We start from the raw sequence: 16,641 nt of genomic DNA, 5'->3' as shown, positions 1-16,641 counted from the left end.
CGGTGCAATGACGGTGCTGAAGCTGCGCATCCTGTTTGACGACGCGATGCTGGGGCCGGGCAAGGCGGAACTCTTGGCGCGCATCCGGGATACTGGGTCGATCTCGGCCGCAGGGCGGCAGATGGGGATGAGCTACAAGCGCGCCTGGATGCTGGTGGAAGAGATGAACCGGGCCTTCCGGGCGCCGGTCGTCACCTCGACCCGCGGCGGGGCCGGGGGAGGCGGGGCGGAAGTGACCGAGGCGGGCGAGGCGGTCTTGCGGCTTTATCGGGCGGTGGTGGAGCGGGCGGCAGAGGCGGCGGCGGTGGAACTGGCGGAGCTGGAGGCGATGCTGCGCCCTGCGGGGGCGGCGGGGGCCTGAGCGGGGGGCAGGCTGTCACAATTCGTGATCTGCGGTTGTCATGCGATCCTGCGGCTGCACGAGAGGCGTTTGCGGTGCGGCCTAAGCAGGGGCAAGGCGTTGATCCTGAACGGAAATGACCTGTGCGTGGCGGTATGCCTGCGGTGCCGCTTTGCGTGCAGCAACCTGTATGCACGCGGCGTGCGTTTACTTAAGACTTTGGGCTGTTTTGTTAACCCCTAGCGCATGACGAAGGGATCGGGGATCGGATCGTCGGAGGTGCGGAGCCAGACGGTTTTGGTGACCGTGTAATCCAACGCGGCGGCGAGACCGCCTTCGCGCCCGTGGCCCGACAGGCCATGCCCCCCGAAGGGGGCGATGGGCGAAACGGCGCGGTAGGTGTTGACCCAAACGACGCCCGCCCGGATGCCCCGGATCATGCGATGGGCGCGGGTCAGAGAACGCGTAAATACCCCGGAGGCAAGGCCATAGGCGGTATCATTGGCCTTGGCCAGGGCTTCGGCCTCGTTGGTGAAGGTGGTCACGGCAAGGACGGGGCCGAAGAATTCGTCCGACAGCGCGGGGGCATCGGGCGCATCGGAGCAGTCGAGGATGGTGGGCGGGAAGTAGAAGCCCGGGCCGGGCAGGGGCTGGCCGCCGGTGATGAGGCGCGCGCCCTTGGCGAGGGAGGCGGCGATGGTGGCGGTGATGTGGTCGCGCTGGCGCGCGGTGCAGAGGGGGCCCACCTCGGTTGCCATGTCGTCAGGGGCGGCAATGCGGATCGTGTCGGCCTTGGCTTTCAGCTTGGCGAGGAAGGTGTCCTTGATGCCCGCTTCGACCAAGAGGCGCGAGCCTGCCACGCAGCTTTGCCCGGTGGCGGCGAAGATACCCGAGACTTGGGCATTGGCGGCGCTGTCCAGATCGGCATCGGAAAAGACGATGAAGGGGGATTTGCCGCCCAGTTCCAGCGAGGTGGAGGCGAGGTTTTCGGCCGAGTTGCGCACCACGGCCCGTGCCGTGCCGGGACCGCCGGTGAAGGCGATATGGGCGACGCGCGGGTGGGTGGTCAGCACATGGCCGCAGGTGGGGCCAAAGCCCGTAAGGATGTTGACCACGCCGGGGGGAAAGCCTGCCTGATGGATGAGGCGGGCGAAGTGCAGCAGGGGGGCGGGGCCATCCTCGGACGCCTTGAGCACCACGGTGCAGCCCGCGGCAAGCGCGGGGCCAAGCTTGACGGCAGAGAGGAACAGTTGGCTGTTCCACGGCACGATGGCGGCGACCACGCCTATGGGTTCGCGGCGTGTCCATGCCTCCATGTCCGGCTTGTCGATGGGCAGATGCGCGCCTTCGATCTTGTCGGCGAGCCCTGCGTAATAGCGGTAGTAATCGGCGACATAGGCGATCTGGGCGGTGGTTTCGCGGATGATCTTGCCCGTGTCGCGGGTTTCCAGACGGGCGAGGTCTGGCGCGGCATCCGTGACCAGATCGGCGAGGCGGAGGAGGAGTTTGCCGCGCTGCGTGGCGGTCATCGCGGGCCATGGGCCGGAGGTGAAGGCGCGATGCGCGGCGTCCACGGCGGCGTTCACCTGCGCTTCGCGCGCCTCGGGCATGTCGGCCCAAGGAGTGCCGGTGGCGGGGTTCAGGCTAGCGAAGGTGGCGGCGCCATCCTGAAACTGGCCGTCGATATAGAGTTGGAAACGATCCATGGGCATCCCTTGCGCGGGCCTCAGGCGAAGGCGGGCATCACGTCTTCGATGAAGCGCTTGAGCCCCGCCTTCTTGCGCGCGAAGGATTGGCCGCTGTCGATCCAGAGCGAGAATTCATCATATCCCAGCGCCTTGATGGCGTGGAGTTTGTCGATCACCTCGGCCTTGTCGCCGATGAGGAGGTTCTTGCGCATGACATCGGCCGAATAGAAGGGGTGGGCGGCGATCTCATCTTCGGTCAGGGGCTGGATCAGGCCGTTCTGGATGGGCCGCTTGTTCAGGAACCAAGCGCCGAAATAGTTGTAGAAGTGATTAAGCTCGCGCGCGGCGAGATCGGCATCGGCGGCATCAGAGGCGACATAGCCGTGCTGCAGGAGCATGATGCGGGGGCGCGGCTGTTCGGGCGCCTTGGCGCAGGCGTCGTTGAAGCGGGCCATCAGGGCGACCACTTCCTCATGCGGGTTGTGCAGGGGCGTGCATTGGACATTACAACCCTGTGCCACGGCGAATTCGTGGCTGTTGGGATCGCGCGCGGCGACCCAGATCGGCGGGTGGGGCTGTTGCAGGGGTTTGGGGGCCGAGGTGGTGGCGGGGAACTGCCAGTACTGGCCATCCAGCGCGTAATCGCCCGCCCAGAGCCCCTTGATCGCGGGGATCAGTTCGCGCATCCGCCCGCCCGCGTTCCACGCATCAAGCCCCGGCAAGAGGCGTTCATATTCAAAGCTGTAGGCGCCGCGCGCGATGCCAAGCTCCAGCCGGCCATCCATGATGAGGTCGGCCATCGCCGCCTCGCCCGCCAGCCGGATGGGATGCCAGAAGGGGGCGATGACGGTGCCGGTGCCGAGGCGGACATGTTTGGTGCGGCGCGCGATATCGACAAGGTTCAGAAGCGGGTTCGGCGCGATGGTGAAGGACATGCCGTGATGTTCGCCCGTCCAGATCGCGTGCATCCCGCCTTCGTCGGCCATGTGGCACAGGTCCAGCATCTCTTGATAGAGGCGGGGTTCGGGATCGGTCGGGCTGACGCGTTCCATATGGACGAAGAGCGAGAATTTCATCGGGTGGTTCCTTTGACGAGGGGGCGTTTGCCAGCCTGGCCCGTCGCGACGCGCGCGACCTGTCCTGCGTTCTGGTTGCCGAAATAGATGCCGTAATTGCCCATGCGGGTTTCGTCGGCCAGACGGTCGAGCATGGTGCGCAGCGCTTGATCGGTGACATCGGTGAAGGAGGTGGGGGAGAGATCGACGAAGGCGCCTTTTGCGGGCCTGCCTGCGGCGGCGGGGCAGCGGAAGGCGATGTGCTGCTGGGCGCGGGCCACGTCTTCGTAGACGGAGTAGAGCGGGCCGGGGGTGGCGGTCAGGCCGCATTGCGCGATGAGGGCGGCCAGCGTGGCGGCGGTGCCGTCGCGGCCCACGCGGGCGGTGGGCAGCGTCAGGCCGCCGAAGCCATCGTCGATCAAGAGGACCTGACCTTCGCGTTCGAGGATGGCCGAGACGATGATATCCGGCCCGGTGGGAACGGCGCCCTGCGTGGCGACGGGGGTGAAATAGGTGCCGCGGTAATAGCCAAGGCCAGGGGCCTGGGTGGCGTGGAAGGCCTCGATCCGGCCGATGAGGATGGCGTGATCGCCTGCCTCCACCACCTGATGGAGGGCGCAGTCGAACCAGGCGGCCACATCGGGCAGGATGGGCGCGCCGTGGGGGCCGGGCTGCCAGTCGATCCCGGCGAAACGGTCGGCCACGGGGCGGGCGAAGGTGTTGGAGATGTGCTTCTGGCCTTCGGACAGGATGTTGACGGCAAAGCCGCGCCCGGAGGTGAAGGCGGCGTAATTGACCGAGGTCCGGGCGATCTGAACCAGGAGGAGGGCCGGGTCGAGCGAGACGGAGGCGAAGGAATTGGCGGTGAAGCCCAAGGGGTTGCCGTGGTCATCCAGCGCCGTGACCACGGTGACGCCGGTCATGAAGGTGCCGAAGGCATCGCGCAGCGCGCGGCGGGTGTCGGGGGCGGCGGTCATGCGCGCAGGCCCATGTTTTGCGCCCAGAGCGGGGTTTGCAGCCAGTCGCGCAGCGCCGCCGTCACCCGGTCGGGCGCGGTGAGGTTGACCATGTGGCGGTGTCCTTCGATCACGATGGCGCGGCCGCGCGGGGCGGAGGCGGCCATGAGGCGGGTCATGTCGGGGGTGGAGTTCGGATCGCCATCGCCGGTGAGGACGAGGGCGGGGCAGGTGATCGCTTCCCACCGATCGGCATAGACATCATCGCCGGTGGCGAAGGCGTGGTAGGCGGCGGCATAGCCGGCACGGTCCACCTCGGCCAGCCAGCGGGCGACCTGCGCGCGGGGGGCGGCATCCCGCGCGTCATCCGGGAACCAGCGTTTCAGGGGGGCGGTGGCGTCAAATTCGCCCTGCGCCATGGCATTGGCCCGGGCCAGGACGGCGGCGCGCGCCTCGGCCGTGCGGCGGTGGACGGCGTTCAGGATGGCGATGCGGCGGACAAGTTCGGGATAGTCGGCGGCAAGGCCCGTGGTGATGAGCGCGCCCATGGAGTGGCCCGCCACATTGACCGCGCCCACCCCGAGGGCGAGGATCACGCGCGCCGCCCAATCGACGAAGGCGGGCAATGTGGCCCCGGGGGGGAGGGGGTCGGACCGGCCATGGCCCGGCATGTCCACCGCGAAGACGCGGGTGGTGGCGGCGAGCGCCGCGATCTGCGGCGCCCAGGCGCGGGCGTTGAGGCCCACGCCATGGATGAGGAGGAGCGGCTCCCCCCCTTGGCCGGGGGGGCCGACCTCGATCAGGCCGACGGCGCTGCCATCAGACAGCCGCAGGATTCGCGACATCATGGCCCAGATCCTTCAGATCCTGATAGCGGTCGCCGATGCGGTGATGCGGACGCCCGCCGATGGAGGCGCCGAGGGCGACGAGAATTTCATCGGCGGCGGGGGCGTCGGGGATGGCGAAATGCACGGTCAGGTAATGCGAGCGGCGGCCTTCGTCATTCTTGTCCATCAGGGGGATCATGACGGGGGTATTGGCGCCGCCCCGGATGTTGGTGAAGGCGAGATAGGTCTTCGCCCCCACCGCCTGACGGTAGTGGTTGCCGAAGCGCAGGGTGTGGATCAGGGCGGAGGCGTGTTCCACCTCGCCATCCAGGCCGACGACCGAGGCCTTGCCATAGCCTTCGACCCGGTCGCCGCCGCCTGCGGCATCAAGGATCATGCCCGTCAGAAGCGCGCCCAGTTCCGGGGCGATGGCGTGGATGGCGGGCTTGAGATCCTGCACGAAGCCCATGCCGGCCCATGGGTTGCGGATCACCGCCGCCGCAGCAATCAGCTTGAGCGGTGTGGGCGCGGCGCGGCCCCCTTCGATGAGGGTGGTTTCGACGTGGAGAAGCGTCTTGCGGATCTGGGCGGGCATCGGAACCTCGGGCTTTGCGGATGTTGGTAAGATGGTATACCATAAGATGGTCTGTCAATGAGTCGTTGCGCGGCGGTCGTGCCGCAGGGACGCCGGGGCAGGGGAGAGCCGGGGGAGAGGGTATGGAACAGGCTGTGGCCGATGCGCAGGGTGCGGGGCAGGCGGTGGGCGATCTGCGGATCGAGCGGATGCCGCAAACCCTGCGCGAGATGGTACTGGCGCGGCTGCGGGCCGCGATCATCGCGGGACGGTTCCCGTCCGGCGCACGGCTGGTGGAGCGGACCCTGTGCGATCAGCTGGGGGTGAGCCGGTCGGTGGTGCGCGAAGTGATCCGCATCCTTGAGGCGGAGGGGCTGGTGGAGAGCCTGCCCAATCGCGGGCCGGTGGTGGCGCGGCTGGACTGGGCGCAGGCGCGGCAGATCTATGACATCCGGCTGCTGCTCGAGGGGGCGGCGGCGGCGGATTGCGCGGTGCGGGCCGATGCGGGGGTGAAGGCCGATCTGGCGGCGGCCTTTGCCGCGCTGGAAGCGGCGGGCGGGGAGGATGCGCTGTTCGAGGCGACCACGCGGTTTTACGAGGTGATCTTCCGCGCCGCCGGGCATGACATCGCGTGGGAGATCGTGCAGCGGTTGAACGGGCGGATCAGCCGGTTGCGCGCGCTGACGCTGGCGGCAAGTGACCGGGCGGTGCCGGGGCGGGTGCGCATGGCGCGGATCGCGGCGGCGATTGCGGCGAATGACGCGACCGCGGCGCGGCAGGCGGTGGAGGATCATCTGCGCGAGGCGGCGGCGCTGGCGCAGCGGAAGCTGGAGGGGGTGTGATGGCGGCCTATTGGATTGCCCATGTCACGGTGACGGACCCGGAACGCTACAGCGCCTATCAGGCGCTGGCCCCGGCGGCCTTTGCCCGCTTTGGCGGGCGGTTTCTGGCGCGGGGGGGGGAGGCGGATGTGCTGGAGGGGCCGGAACAGGCGCGCCATGTGGTGATCGAGTTTCCCGATCTGGCGGCGGCCCGGGCCTGCTATGCCTCGGACGCGTACCGCGCCGCACGGGCGGCGCGGGCGGGCGCGGCAGAGGTTGCGCTGGTGATCGTGGACGGGGTCTAGGGGCGCGATTTTTCGGCGAAAAATCGGGGGAGGTCCTGGCTGGGGCAGCTTTGGGCGATTTTCCTTCGAAAAATCGGGCGCGCGTGGTGCGGGGCGGGAGCAGGCGATTTTTCGTCGAAAAATCGAGAAAAGTTTCCGGTGGATATCCGGGGCGGGGCGATTCTTCTGCGAATAATCGAAGGGCGATCCGCGGGTGCGGATCGCCCTTATCCTTTGCGTCGATGCCTGCCGTCAGTGGGTGGCGACGGGGTCTTCCACGGGCTTGGCCATCTCTTTCCGCGAGATCAGCGTGTAGAAGGCCGGGACCACGAAGAGCGTGAAGAGTGTCCCGATGGTGATGCCAGAGAAGATCACCAGACCCACGGAATAGCGCGCGGCGGCGCCTGCGCCATCGGCGATGATGAGCGGGATCACCCCCAGCGCCATGGCGGCGGTGGTCATCAGGATCGGGCGGAGGCGCACCTTGGCCGAGGCGACGATGCCTTCGCGTGCCGACAGCCCGCGTTCGTGGCGCAGCTGGTTGGCAAATTCCACCAGCAGGATGCCGTGCTTCGTAATCAGCCCGATCAGCGTGATCAGCCCCACCTGCGTGTAGATGTTGAGCGTGCCGAGCCCGAGGTTCAGCGGCACGATGGCGCCGAAGATCGACAGCGGCACCGACATCATGATGATGAGCGGATCCCGGAAGCTTTCGAACTGTGCGGCCAGAACGAGGTAGATCACCACCACGGCGAGGCCGAAGGCGAGAAGGATGGTGTTGCCTTCGGTCACCTCCAGCCGGGATTGGCCGGAATAGTCAATGAAGAAGCCGTCGGGCATCACCTTTTCCGCCTCATCCACGATCACCTGCAGCGCGTCGCCGGTCGAGACGCCGGGGATGGGCAGGGCGCTGATGGTGGTTGAGTTGAGCTGGTTGAACTGTTCGATGGCGCTGGGGGCGACGCGGGTTTCCACGGTGACCACGGCAGAGAGCGGGACCATCTGCCCGGTGGCGGAGCGGATGAAGAAATCCGTCAGCCGTTCGGGGTTGTTCCGATACTCTTCGGGGACCTGCATGATCACGTCATAGCTGTTGTTGTCGCGGTCGAACTGCGCCACCGCCCCGCCGCCGACCAGAAGGCCGAGCGTGGTGCCGATGTCGCGGGCGGGCAGGTTGAGGGCGGCCGCGCGTTCGCGGTCGATCCGCATGACGATCTGGGACGAGTTGTAGGAGAGCGAGTTCTGCACCACGATGAAGCGGCCCGAGGCCATGGCGGCGTTCTTCACCTCTTCGGCCACTTCGAAGATGCGGTCGGAGGGGCCGGTGGATTGCAGGATCACGCTGATTGGCAGGCCGCCGCCCGCGCCGGGCAGCGAGGGGGGCGCGAAGACGAAGGCCTGCACGCCGGCCACGCTGTTCAGTTTGGCCTGGATGTCGGCCTGCAGTTCGGCCTGCGAGCGGTCACGTTCGGACCAGTCCTTGAAGGCCCAGAGCGCGATGCCGGAATTCGTGGCCCCGCCCATGCCGACGATGGAGAAGTTTGCCGAAAGTTCGGGCAGGTCCTCGGTCAGCGCACGCATCTGGTCGATATAGGTGCGGGTGTATTCCGACGTGGCGTAGGGCGGCGCGTTGACGAAGGCGAAGAGGGCGCCCGAATCTTCTTCAGGGGCGAGCTCGCTCGAGGTCTTGGTGAAGAGATAGCCGGTCAGGCCTGCCAGCACGACAACCATCAGCACGGTGATGAAGCGATAGTCGAGCGAGCCGTTGACGCGGCGTTCGTACCAGCCGGCGAGCCGGTCGAAGGCGCGGTCCACCACGATCTGGAAGCGCGAATGATTGCCCTTTTGCAGCAGGCGGGCCGACATCATGGGCGTGATCGTCACGGCGACGAGGCCCGAGATGATGACCGCGCCCGCCAGCGTGACGGCGAATTCGCGGAACAGCGCGCCGGTCAGGCCGCCGGTGAAGGCCAGCGGCGCAAAGACCGCGGCCAGCGTGATCGTCATGGCGATGACGGCGCCGTAGATTTCCTTCATCCCGATGAAGGCGGCCTGGATCGGGCGATAGCCTTCCTCGATATGGCGGTGGATGTTTTCCACCACGACGATGGCGTCATCGACGACGAGGCCGATGGCCAGCACCATGGCCAGAAGCGACAGAAGGTTGATCGAATAGCCAAAGACATAAAGCACGAACAGCACCCCCATCAGCGACAGGGGGATCGTGACCACCGGCATCAGCACCGACCGGAACGAGCCGAGGAAGAGCAGGATGATGACGATGACGATGGCCACGGCTTCGGCGATGGTGATGAACACCTCTTCGATCGAGGCGCTGATCTGTTCGGTCGCGTCATACATCAGCGTCAGCGTCATGCCCTGCGGCAGGCTGGACTGAATGATGGGCAGTTCGGCCAGCACGGCGGCGGACATGTCGAGCGGGTTCGCCCCCGGCGTGGGAAAGACGCCGATGAAGGTGCCCGGTTCGCCGTTGAAGTTCACGATCGTGTCGGTTGAGGCGGCGGCGAGTTCCACCCGCGCCACATCGGCCAGACGCACCACATCGGCGCCATTGCCCGAGATGGGCAGGGCGGCAAACGCCTCGGGCGTTTGCAGGGTGGTTTCCATGGTGATGGAATAGGCGGTGTATTCGCCCTGCGTCTTGCCCGGCGCGGCGAGGAAGTTGGCGCTGTTGACGGCGGCCAGCACCTCGGCCGCGGTCAGGCCGCGGCCTGCGAGGCGGATCGGGTCGATCCAGATGCGCATGGCATATTCCTGCCCGCCCAGCACCTGAATTTCGGCCACGCCGGGGATGGTGGACATGCGGGGGCGGATCACGCGTTCGATGTATTCGGTGATCTGCGTGGAGGTCATGTTGGGGTTCTGCATCGCCAGATACATGGTGGCGAATGTCATCCCCGTGCCCTTGACGATGGTGGGATCCTCGGCCTCGGACGGCAGGCTGGAGCGGACCTGCTGCACCTTCGACATCACCTCGGTGAGGGCCACGTCGGGATTGGCGCCAAGGCGCATGTTCACGGTGACGGTGGAGGCGGAGGGCGAGGAGGTGGAGGTGATGTAATCCACATTCTCGGTCGTCGCGACGGCCGAGGCGATGGGGGCGGTGATGAAGCCCTGGATCAGGTCGGCAGAGGCGCCGGGATAGACGGTGGTGATGGTGACCACCGTCTCTTCCACCTCGGGGTATTCGCGGATCTGCAGGTTGAAAAAGCCCTGAAGGCCCAGCAGCATGATCAGGAGGCCCAGCACGGTGGAGAGCACCGGGCGCTTGATGAAGATGTCGGCGGGGCTCATTGGTCGGCTCCGGTCGCTGTGTCGGCGTCCGCATCGCTAGCGGGTTCGGCGGCGGCATCATCGCCTGCGGGCGGCGTTTCGGCGGGGGGCGTGACGGCGGGGCCTGTCGTGGCGGCGGCGGGGTTCACGGTGTTGTCGATGACGGCAGGCTGACCGTTGGTCAGGCGGTTCTGGCCTGCGGTGACCACCTGATCGCCCGGCGCGACGCCTTCGGCGATCTCGACCAGCCCGCCGGAGCGGCGGCCCGGCGTGACGAAGATCTGGCTGACCTGAAGCTGTTCGGCGTTCTCTTCCGACGGGCGCACGACATAGACGTAATCGCCGTAAAGGCTGCTGGAGAGGGCGGTCTGCGGCAGGGCGATCACGCCTTCTTCCGAAGGCAGGCTGACCTGAATGCGGACGAATTGGCCCGGCGTCAGCTTGCCCTGCGCGTTCGTGATGGATCCGCGCAGCGCGACAAGTCGGGTGGCCGGATCCACGCGCGGGTCGATCCCGGTCAGTTCGCCGGGGAAGGCCTCGTCCAGCCCTTCGATGCGCACTTCAATCTTTTGCCCGATGGCGAGGTTGGGCAGTTCCTGTTCCGGCAGGCTGAAATCCACCCGCATGGTGGAGATATCCTGCAGCGTGGCGACGATGGTGCCGGGGGCCACGTATTGGCCCAGATCGACGCGCGGCAGGCCGACCGTGCCGGTGAAGGGCGCGGCGAGCTGGCGCTGTTCCAGCACGGCGATGGCGCGGGCAAGCTGCGCCTCGGCCGCCTGTGCGGCGGCCTGCGTCTGATCGAGCGAGACATTGGTGGCCACGCCGCGACGGGTGAGATCCTGCGCGCGGGCGAGGTTGCTGCGTTCCAGTTCCGCCTGCGTGCGTGCGGTTTCCACATCGGCGCGCTGCACGACATCATCAAGGCGCAGCAGCACGGCGCCGGTTTCCACGGTGGTGTTCGGCTCAAAGAGGATCTCTTTCACCACGCCTGCGCTTTCCACCGTCAGATCCACGCCTTGCGCGGCGTTGACGGTGCCGATCGCCTCGATCGCAGGGGACCATGTGACGGGGGCCGCCTCGACCGTCGAGACGGTAGCGGGTTGCTGGGGCATGTTGGCGAAGACCTGCGCGATCATGCTGTCGCGGAACAGGTTGAACCAGACCAGACCGCCGCCGATTGCACCCAAAAGGACGATGGCGATGATGAAACGGATGACCATGGGAAGGGGCCTTTACGTGGAAATGGCGGCAGCAGGCCGCCAAAGTGGCAATATCTGTATCCTGAATTTACTTATGCTGCGGCAAAGTCAATCTGCCCCGGCATTTTTTGAACGGGTTCGGACAACAAAACAGCAGGAGTGCACAAAAGCCCGGTCAGGATATTGATTGACGGCTGCGCTTCTGCCACAGGCGGGTAACGATTAGGCAACAGATGAACGGGGCGCGCATGACCGCAGAGGTGAGGGTGATCCCCGAATTGGCGGTGCTGGACAGACCGGCCGCCGAGGCGATGCTGGTGCAGGTCTTTGGCTTTGCGCGGGGCGGGGATCTGCTGCACTTCGGGGGGCAGGCGGTGGCGCTGGTGCAGGCCGAGGCGGCGCCGGGCCATGGGGTGATGGACCATCTGGCGCTGGCGGTGGCCGATGTGGATGCGGCGCTGGCCGCGTTCGTGGCGCGCGGTGCGCGGCTGGAGGCGACCACGCCCAAGGGCCCGCGCGAGATCGCCGAATTCTGGGGCGCGGGGGTGCGCTACGTCTTTCTGGAGGGGCCGGAGGGCGCGCGGATCGAATTATGCGCGCATCTGGGCGGCGCGGCGCGCCCCGGCCTGCCGGGGCATGACCATCTGGGTATTCCCTGCACCGACATTGCGGCGAGTTCGGCCTTTTGGGAGGGGCTGGGTGCGGCACCCGTGGCGGCGGTCGACCTTGCGCGCCCGGACGGGGTGACGCGGGTGCGGTTCCTGTCGCTGGGCGACAGCATGGTGGAACTCTATGAACCGCCCGCCTTGCGGGGCGCGCGGGCGGGCTTTGCCGCGCCCGCGCTGTGGCGCGGGCTGCGCCTGCAGGGGACGGCGCTGGCGCCCGGGTTGCGCGAGGGGCCGGATGGGCTGCGGGTGGCGGTGGTCTGAGGCGGGCGGGATCGCGCGCAGACATCGCGGCGAAATCTGGCACAGATTTCGCGTCCCACGGTTGGCACATGCGCAGGGTCGCGGTGGGCGCGCGCGGCAAAATTCTGTGTCAGAATTTTACGCGATGTCTGTGTCAGACATCGCCCGCGCGCGACACGAGGGCCGGGAAATCCTGCCAGTGGTCGAAGGCGGCATGATGCGGCAGGTCGGTGACCGGCGTCTTGCGGTAGCCTTGCGTGAACAGAAGCAGCGGCACGCCCGCGCGGGCGGCGGTTTCGGCATCCACCTCGCTGTCGCCTACGAACAGGACCGGCCCGCCCCCCATCGCGGCGATGGCATGGTGCAGGGGGGCGGGGTCGGGTTTGCGCACGGGCAGGCTGTCGCCGCAGACAAGTGCGGCGAAGCGGTCGGTCCAGCCCAGATGGGCCAGGAGGGCGCGGGTCGGGCCTTCGGGTTTGTTGGTGCAGAGAGCGAGCGGCAGGGTCAGCGCATCCAGCGCCGCCTCAACCCCCGGATAGGGGCGGGTCAGGCCGCCCGGATCATGTTCGTAGCGCGCGGTGAAGGCGGCGGCCATATCGGCGTGGCGTGCCGGATCCTCGGGCAGGTCCAGCGCGCGCATCACGCGGGTGATGAGGATGGGGACACCGCCGCCGATGAAGCCGCGCACGGTGTCAAAGGGCAGGGGGGCGAGGCCCTGCTCGGCAAGGATGGCGTTCACCCCGGCATGGATGTCGGGGGCGCTGTCCACCAGCGTGCCGTCGAGATCGAAGATCAGGGCGCGGGTCATGGGGATCAGCGGCCCGTCAGCCAATTGCCGAACTTGGCCAGCCGGGACGGCGGGCCGCGGCGGGCCGCCTCGCGCCGGTCGGCCATGGCGTAGAGGCCATACATCCCGTGCACGCCCAGCCAGCGCAGGGGTTCGGGTTCCCATTTGCGCACCCGGCGGTTGACCCAGGGCAGGCGGGTGAGGTCTGTCTGGCGGTCGAGCGTCAGGTCGGCCAGCGTGCGGCCTGACAGGTTGGAGGTGGAGACGCCCACGCCGACATAGCCGCCCGCCCAGCCGATGCGGGTGGCGGGGTCGAGCCCTGCGGTGGTGCACCAGTCGCGCGGCACGCCGATCACGCCGCACCACGCATGGTCGATGCGGAAGCGCTTGGTGGCCGGGAAATGGGTGTGCAGGATGTTGGTCAGGCGGCGGATGGTTTCCGCATCCGGCGCACCGGAATTGTCGATGGCCGAGCCGAAGCGATAGGGCACGCCGCGCGCGCCCACGGTGATGCGCCCTTCGCGCGTGCGCTGGCAGTAGCAATAGGCATTGGCGAAATCGCCAAGGATTTCATGGCCGTGCCAGCCGATTTCGGTCCAGACCTCTGGCGGCAGGGGTTCGGTGGCGATCTGGGCGGAGTTGAGGGGGAGCCATTCGCGCCGCAAGCCCGGCAGGGTGGCGGTGAAGCCTTCGGTGCAGCGCAGGATCGTGTGGGCGGTGACGGTGCCGCGATGGGTGGTGACGCGGCCGGGGGCGATGGCGGTGACTTCCGTTTCCTCGCAGATGCGCACGCCCATGGCTTCCACCACCTGCGCCAGACCGCGCACGAGTTTGGCGGGTTGCACGCGGGCCACGCCGCCCACGACCATGGCGCCGAGGACGCCGGGGATATTGACGCGCGAGGCGGTCTGCCCTGCGCCGATCATATGCACCCGATCCTCGCCCCAGTGGCGGCGGTGGGCGGTCTCAGCCTCGCATCGGGCAAGCTGGGCGGGGCTGGTGGCGACCATCAGTTCGTCGGTGCGCAGGATGTCGGCCTCGATCCCTTCGGCCTGTGTCACGCGGATGATTTCATCGACGGTGCCGGTCATTGCCTTCACCATGGCGCGGACCGACGCCTCGTCCGAGGTGGCGAGATAGCGTTCGTGATTCCACGCGAAGCCGCCCGTGAGCCAGCCGCCATTGCGGCCCGAGGCGCCGAAACCGGCGAAGTTCTTTTCGCAGATGACTATGTTCAGGCCGGGATCGGCCTTTTTCAGGTAATAGGCCGACCACAGGCCGGTATAGCCCGCGCCGATGATGCAGACGTCCGCCGTGGTGTCGCCGCCAAGGGGCGGGCGGCGGGTCTGGGGCAGGCCGATATCGGCATACCAGAAGGAGATGTCGCCGATGCGGCGGGGGGAATGATCAGTCATGGTGCAAAACCTATCCGCGCCACGCGGCTTGTCATCCCCGAAAACGACAACGCGCCGCCCGACGGGCGACGCGTGCCGGTTTTCCGGGCGGGGTGGGGATCAGAAGAAGGTCTGCACCCCGGTGATCGCGCGGCCAAGGATCAGGGCGTGCACGTCATGGGTGCCTTCATAGGTGTTCACCGTTTCGAGGTTCACCATGTGGCGCATGATCTGGAAATCTTCCTGAATCCCGTTGCCGCCGTGCATGTCGCGCGCCCAGCGGGCGGCATCCAGCGCCTTGCCGCAATTGTTGCGCTTGACGATGGAGATCATCTCGGGCGCGGCATTCGCCTCGTCCAGCAGGCGGCCGACGCGCAGGCTGGCCTGCAGGCCAAGCGAGATTTCGGTCATCATGTTGGCGAGTTTCAGCTGGAACAGCTGCGTTCCGGCGATGGGCTTGCCGAACTGCTTGCGGTCGAGGCCGTACTGGCGGGCGGCGTGCATGCAGAATTCGGCCGCGCCCATGACCCCCCAGGAAATGCCATAGCGCGCGCGGTTGAGGCAGCCGAAGGGGCCTTTCAGGCCTTCGACAAAGGGAAGGAGGGCGTCTTCGCCCACTTCGACATCCTTCATCACGATTTCGCCCGTGATGGAGGCGCGCAGGGACAGCTTGCCGCCGACCTTGGGGGCGGAAAGGCCCTTCATGCCCTTGTCCAGCACGAAGCCGCGGATCTTGCCGCCATGTGCTTCGGATTTCGCCCAGACGACGAAAACATCGGCGATGGGGGCGTTCGAGATCCACATCTTGGCGCCGTTCAGGACATAGCCGTTGGCGGTTTTCTTGGCCGTCGTCTTCATCCCCGCCGGATCGGAGCCGGCATCGGGTTCGGTCAGGCCGAAACAGCCGATCCATTCACCGGAGGCGAGCTTGGGCAGGTATTTGCGGCGCTGGTCTTCGGTGCCGTAGGCGTAGATGGGATACATCACCAGCGACGACTGGACCGACATCATCGAGCGATAGCCGCTGTCCACACGCTCCACCTCGCGCGCCACGAGGCCGTAGGCGACGTAAGACGCGCCGAGGCCGCCGTATTCTTCCGGGATCGTAACGCCCAGAAGGCCCATCTCGCCCATTTCGCGGAAGATCGAGGGATCGGTGGTTTCCTCGCGATAGGCGGCCACGACGCGGGGTTGCAGCTTTTCCTGCGCATAGGCGCGGGCGCCGTCGCGCAGCATCCGTTCCTCTTCGGTCAGCTGGTCGTTCAGGCGGAACGGGTCTTCCCAATCGAAGCGGCCCAGATCGGGGGCATCCTTGGCCTTGATCTTGGGCTTGTCAGTCGTATGGGGGGCGTCAAGGCTCATGGCCGGTCCTCCGTTTGGATGAGGCAGTGTGACAGCAGGGCCTGAGTCGCGCCATGCCGGGGATGGCGCTTGTATGGCGCAGGAATTTGTGAGTTTATAGCGAAACTTATTTCATACTTGTTGAGGTTTGCGCACATGATCCCGCCGCGCCGCCATCTGCCCAGCCTGCCCGGCCTTCTGGCGCTGGAGGCGGTGGAGCGGTTGGGAACGGCCACGGCAGCGGCGGCGGAGTTGAACCTGACGCCGGGTGCGGTGAGCCGGGCGTTGCAGGAGGTGGAGGCGCAGCTGGGCGTGACGCTGCTGATCCGCGACCGGCAGCGGCTGCGTCTGACGCCTGCGGCGCGGGATTATGTGGCCGAGGCGCGGCGCGCGCTGGGCGTGCTGGGGCAGGCGGGGCAGCGGCTGCGGGCGGGCGGCGGGGCGGAGAGCCTGTCGCTGGCGATCCTGCCCGCCTTCGGGATGCACTGGCTGGCCCCGCGCCTGCGCGACTTTCGCGCCGCCCATCCGGGGGTGCGGCTGACGCTGACCACGCGGCTGCGCCCTTTTGACATGGAGGCCGAGGCGTTCGATGCCGCGATCCACTATGGCCGGGCGGATTGGCCGGGGGCGGAGCATCTGCTGCTGATGCAGGAAGAGGTGCAGGCCGTCTGCGCGCCGGGGCTGATCGCGGCACCGCTGGCGGGGGTGGAGGGGTTGTTGGCGCTGCCCCTGTTGCAGATCGAAAGCCGGACGGGGGACTGGGGGCGCTGGTTCGCGGCGCATGGATTGGCGGGGCAGCGCCCGGGGGGGATGCTGTTTGACCAGTTCGCCACGATGCAGCAGGCGGCGGTGCATGGGCTGGGCGTGGCGCTGTTGCCGACATTCCTGATCGGCGAGGATCTGGCTGCGGGGCGGCTGATGCCCGCCTGGGGCGGGCCGGTGCGGGCGGCGGGAAGCTATTGGCTGGTCTGGCCGCGCGCCGTGCCGCCGCGCCCGGCGATGGCCGCGTTTCGCGGCTGGATCGCAGGGCAGGTGGGCGATGTGGTAGGGCCGGAGGGACTCGAACCCCCAACCAAGGCGTTATGAGCGCCCGGCTCTAACCATTGAGCTACAGCCCCACGTCTTTTGGGGTAAGGCTTCGCGCGGGGGTGGTCAAGGTCGGGGGAGGCC

The 16,641-nt window shown here is 67.4% G+C and carries 15 protein-coding genes and 1 tRNA gene; 5 read left to right on the top strand and 11 right to left on the bottom strand.

Going from position 1 to position 16,641, the window contains the following annotated elements; all coding sequences use genetic code 11:
• Window positions 1–7 precede the first annotated feature (7 nt).
• Window positions 8–361, top strand: coding sequence for a winged helix-turn-helix domain-containing protein (locus GU920_RS00670; RefSeq protein WP_235932973.1), 354 nt, complete (start codon window positions 8–10; stop codon window positions 359–361).
• A 218-nt stretch (window positions 362–579) separates the two neighbouring features.
• Here GU920_RS00670 and GU920_RS00665 read toward each other — a convergent pair whose 3' ends face one another.
• From GU920_RS00665 to GU920_RS00645, 5 genes are read right to left on the bottom strand one after another with little or no spacing between them, the layout of a single operon-like run.
• Window positions 580–2,046, bottom strand: coding sequence for an aldehyde dehydrogenase (locus GU920_RS00665; RefSeq protein ID WP_161764947.1), 1,467 nt, complete (start codon window positions 2,044–2,046; stop codon window positions 580–582).
• Window positions 2,047–2,066: 20 nt separating this feature from the next.
• Window positions 2,067–3,104, bottom strand: coding sequence for an LLM class flavin-dependent oxidoreductase (locus GU920_RS00660; protein WP_161764945.1), 1,038 nt, complete (start codon window positions 3,102–3,104; stop codon window positions 2,067–2,069).
• A complete protein-coding gene (locus tag GU920_RS00655; RefSeq protein ID WP_161764943.1) occupies window positions 3,101–4,060 on the bottom strand; it encodes a flavin reductase family protein in 960 nt (319 codons plus the stop codon). Before GU920_RS00655 ends, GU920_RS00660 begins: the two co-directional genes overlap by 4 nt.
• On the bottom strand, window positions 4,057–4,887 hold the full coding sequence (locus GU920_RS00650) for an alpha/beta fold hydrolase (protein ID WP_161764941.1): 831 nt from the start codon (window positions 4,885–4,887) through the stop codon (window positions 4,057–4,059). Before GU920_RS00650 ends, GU920_RS00655 begins: the two co-directional genes overlap by 4 nt.
• The gene (locus GU920_RS00645; protein WP_161764940.1) at window positions 4,859–5,461 is read right to left on the bottom strand and encodes an amino acid synthesis family protein; all 603 of its coding nucleotides are present in this window, start codon (window positions 5,459–5,461) and stop codon (window positions 4,859–4,861) included. Before GU920_RS00645 ends, GU920_RS00650 begins: the two co-directional genes overlap by 29 nt.
• 122 nt (window positions 5,462–5,583) lie before the next feature.
• On the opposite strand from GU920_RS00645, the gene GU920_RS00640 reads away from it, so the two are divergent.
• Complete coding sequence (locus GU920_RS00640; RefSeq protein ID WP_161764938.1) at window positions 5,584–6,282, top strand: GntR family transcriptional regulator; 699 nt, start codon at window positions 5,584–5,586, stop codon at window positions 6,280–6,282.
• Entirely contained in the window at window positions 6,282–6,566 is a 285-nt protein-coding gene (locus GU920_RS00635) for a DUF1330 domain-containing protein (RefSeq protein WP_161764936.1), read from the top strand. The genes GU920_RS00640 and GU920_RS00635 overlap by 1 nt, the downstream gene beginning before the upstream one ends.
• Window positions 6,567–6,797: 231 nt before the next feature.
• Here GU920_RS00635 and GU920_RS00630 read toward each other — a convergent pair whose 3' ends face one another.
• Together GU920_RS00630 and GU920_RS00625 are read right to left on the bottom strand one after the other, a co-directional pair.
• On the bottom strand, window positions 6,798–9,860 hold the full coding sequence (locus tag GU920_RS00630) for an efflux RND transporter permease subunit (protein ID WP_161764934.1): 3,063 nt from the start codon (window positions 9,858–9,860) through the stop codon (window positions 6,798–6,800).
• Window positions 9,857–11,062 carry an efflux RND transporter periplasmic adaptor subunit gene (locus GU920_RS00625; protein ID WP_161764932.1) on the bottom strand — a complete coding sequence of 402 codons (1,206 nt, stop codon included), beginning with the start codon at window positions 11,060–11,062 and terminating at the stop codon, window positions 9,857–9,859. The genes GU920_RS00630 and GU920_RS00625 overlap by 4 nt, the downstream gene beginning before the upstream one ends.
• Window positions 11,063–11,289: 227 nt before the next feature.
• On the opposite strand from GU920_RS00625, the gene GU920_RS00620 reads away from it, so the two are divergent.
• Window positions 11,290–11,970: a VOC family protein gene (locus tag GU920_RS00620; RefSeq protein WP_161764930.1), complete on the top strand. Its 681-nt coding sequence runs from the start codon at window positions 11,290–11,292 to the stop codon at window positions 11,968–11,970.
• A 133-nt stretch (window positions 11,971–12,103) separates the two neighbouring features.
• Here the strand turns inward: GU920_RS00620 and gph are convergent, their stop codons facing one another.
• The 3 genes from gph to GU920_RS00605 form a co-directional block, all read right to left on the bottom strand.
• A complete protein-coding gene (gene gph, locus GU920_RS00615; protein WP_161764928.1) occupies window positions 12,104–12,757 on the bottom strand; it encodes a phosphoglycolate phosphatase in 654 nt (217 codons plus the stop codon).
• A 5-nt stretch (window positions 12,758–12,762) separates the two neighbouring features.
• The gene (locus tag GU920_RS00610; protein WP_161764926.1) at window positions 12,763–14,151 is read right to left on the bottom strand and encodes an NAD(P)/FAD-dependent oxidoreductase; all 1,389 of its coding nucleotides are present in this window, start codon (window positions 14,149–14,151) and stop codon (window positions 12,763–12,765) included.
• A 99-nt stretch (window positions 14,152–14,250) separates the two neighbouring features.
• Window positions 14,251–15,492 carry an acyl-CoA dehydrogenase gene (locus GU920_RS00605; protein ID WP_161764924.1) on the bottom strand — a complete coding sequence of 414 codons (1,242 nt, stop codon included), beginning with the start codon at window positions 15,490–15,492 and terminating at the stop codon, window positions 14,251–14,253.
• Window positions 15,493–15,627: 135 nt separating this feature from the next.
• Here GU920_RS00605 and GU920_RS00600 point away from each other — a divergent pair, with 135 nt between their 5' ends.
• On the top strand, window positions 15,628–16,557 hold the full coding sequence (locus GU920_RS00600) for a LysR substrate-binding domain-containing protein (protein WP_161766454.1): 930 nt from the start codon (window positions 15,628–15,630) through the stop codon (window positions 16,555–16,557).
• Here GU920_RS00600 and GU920_RS00595 read toward each other — a convergent pair.
• Window positions 16,514–16,589, bottom strand: a tRNA-Ile gene (locus GU920_RS00595). The two genes, GU920_RS00600 and GU920_RS00595, sit on opposite strands and share 44 nt — an antisense overlap.
• Window positions 16,590–16,641: the final 52 nt, after the last annotated feature.

Origin of the sequence: Paragemmobacter ruber (assembly GCF_009908315.1) — a bacterium.
Lineage (GTDB): Bacteria > Pseudomonadota > Alphaproteobacteria > Rhodobacterales > Rhodobacteraceae > Paragemmobacter > Paragemmobacter ruber.
Note: the sequence above shows the minus strand (reverse complement) of the source record. Positions and strands in the feature narration are given on the sequence as shown.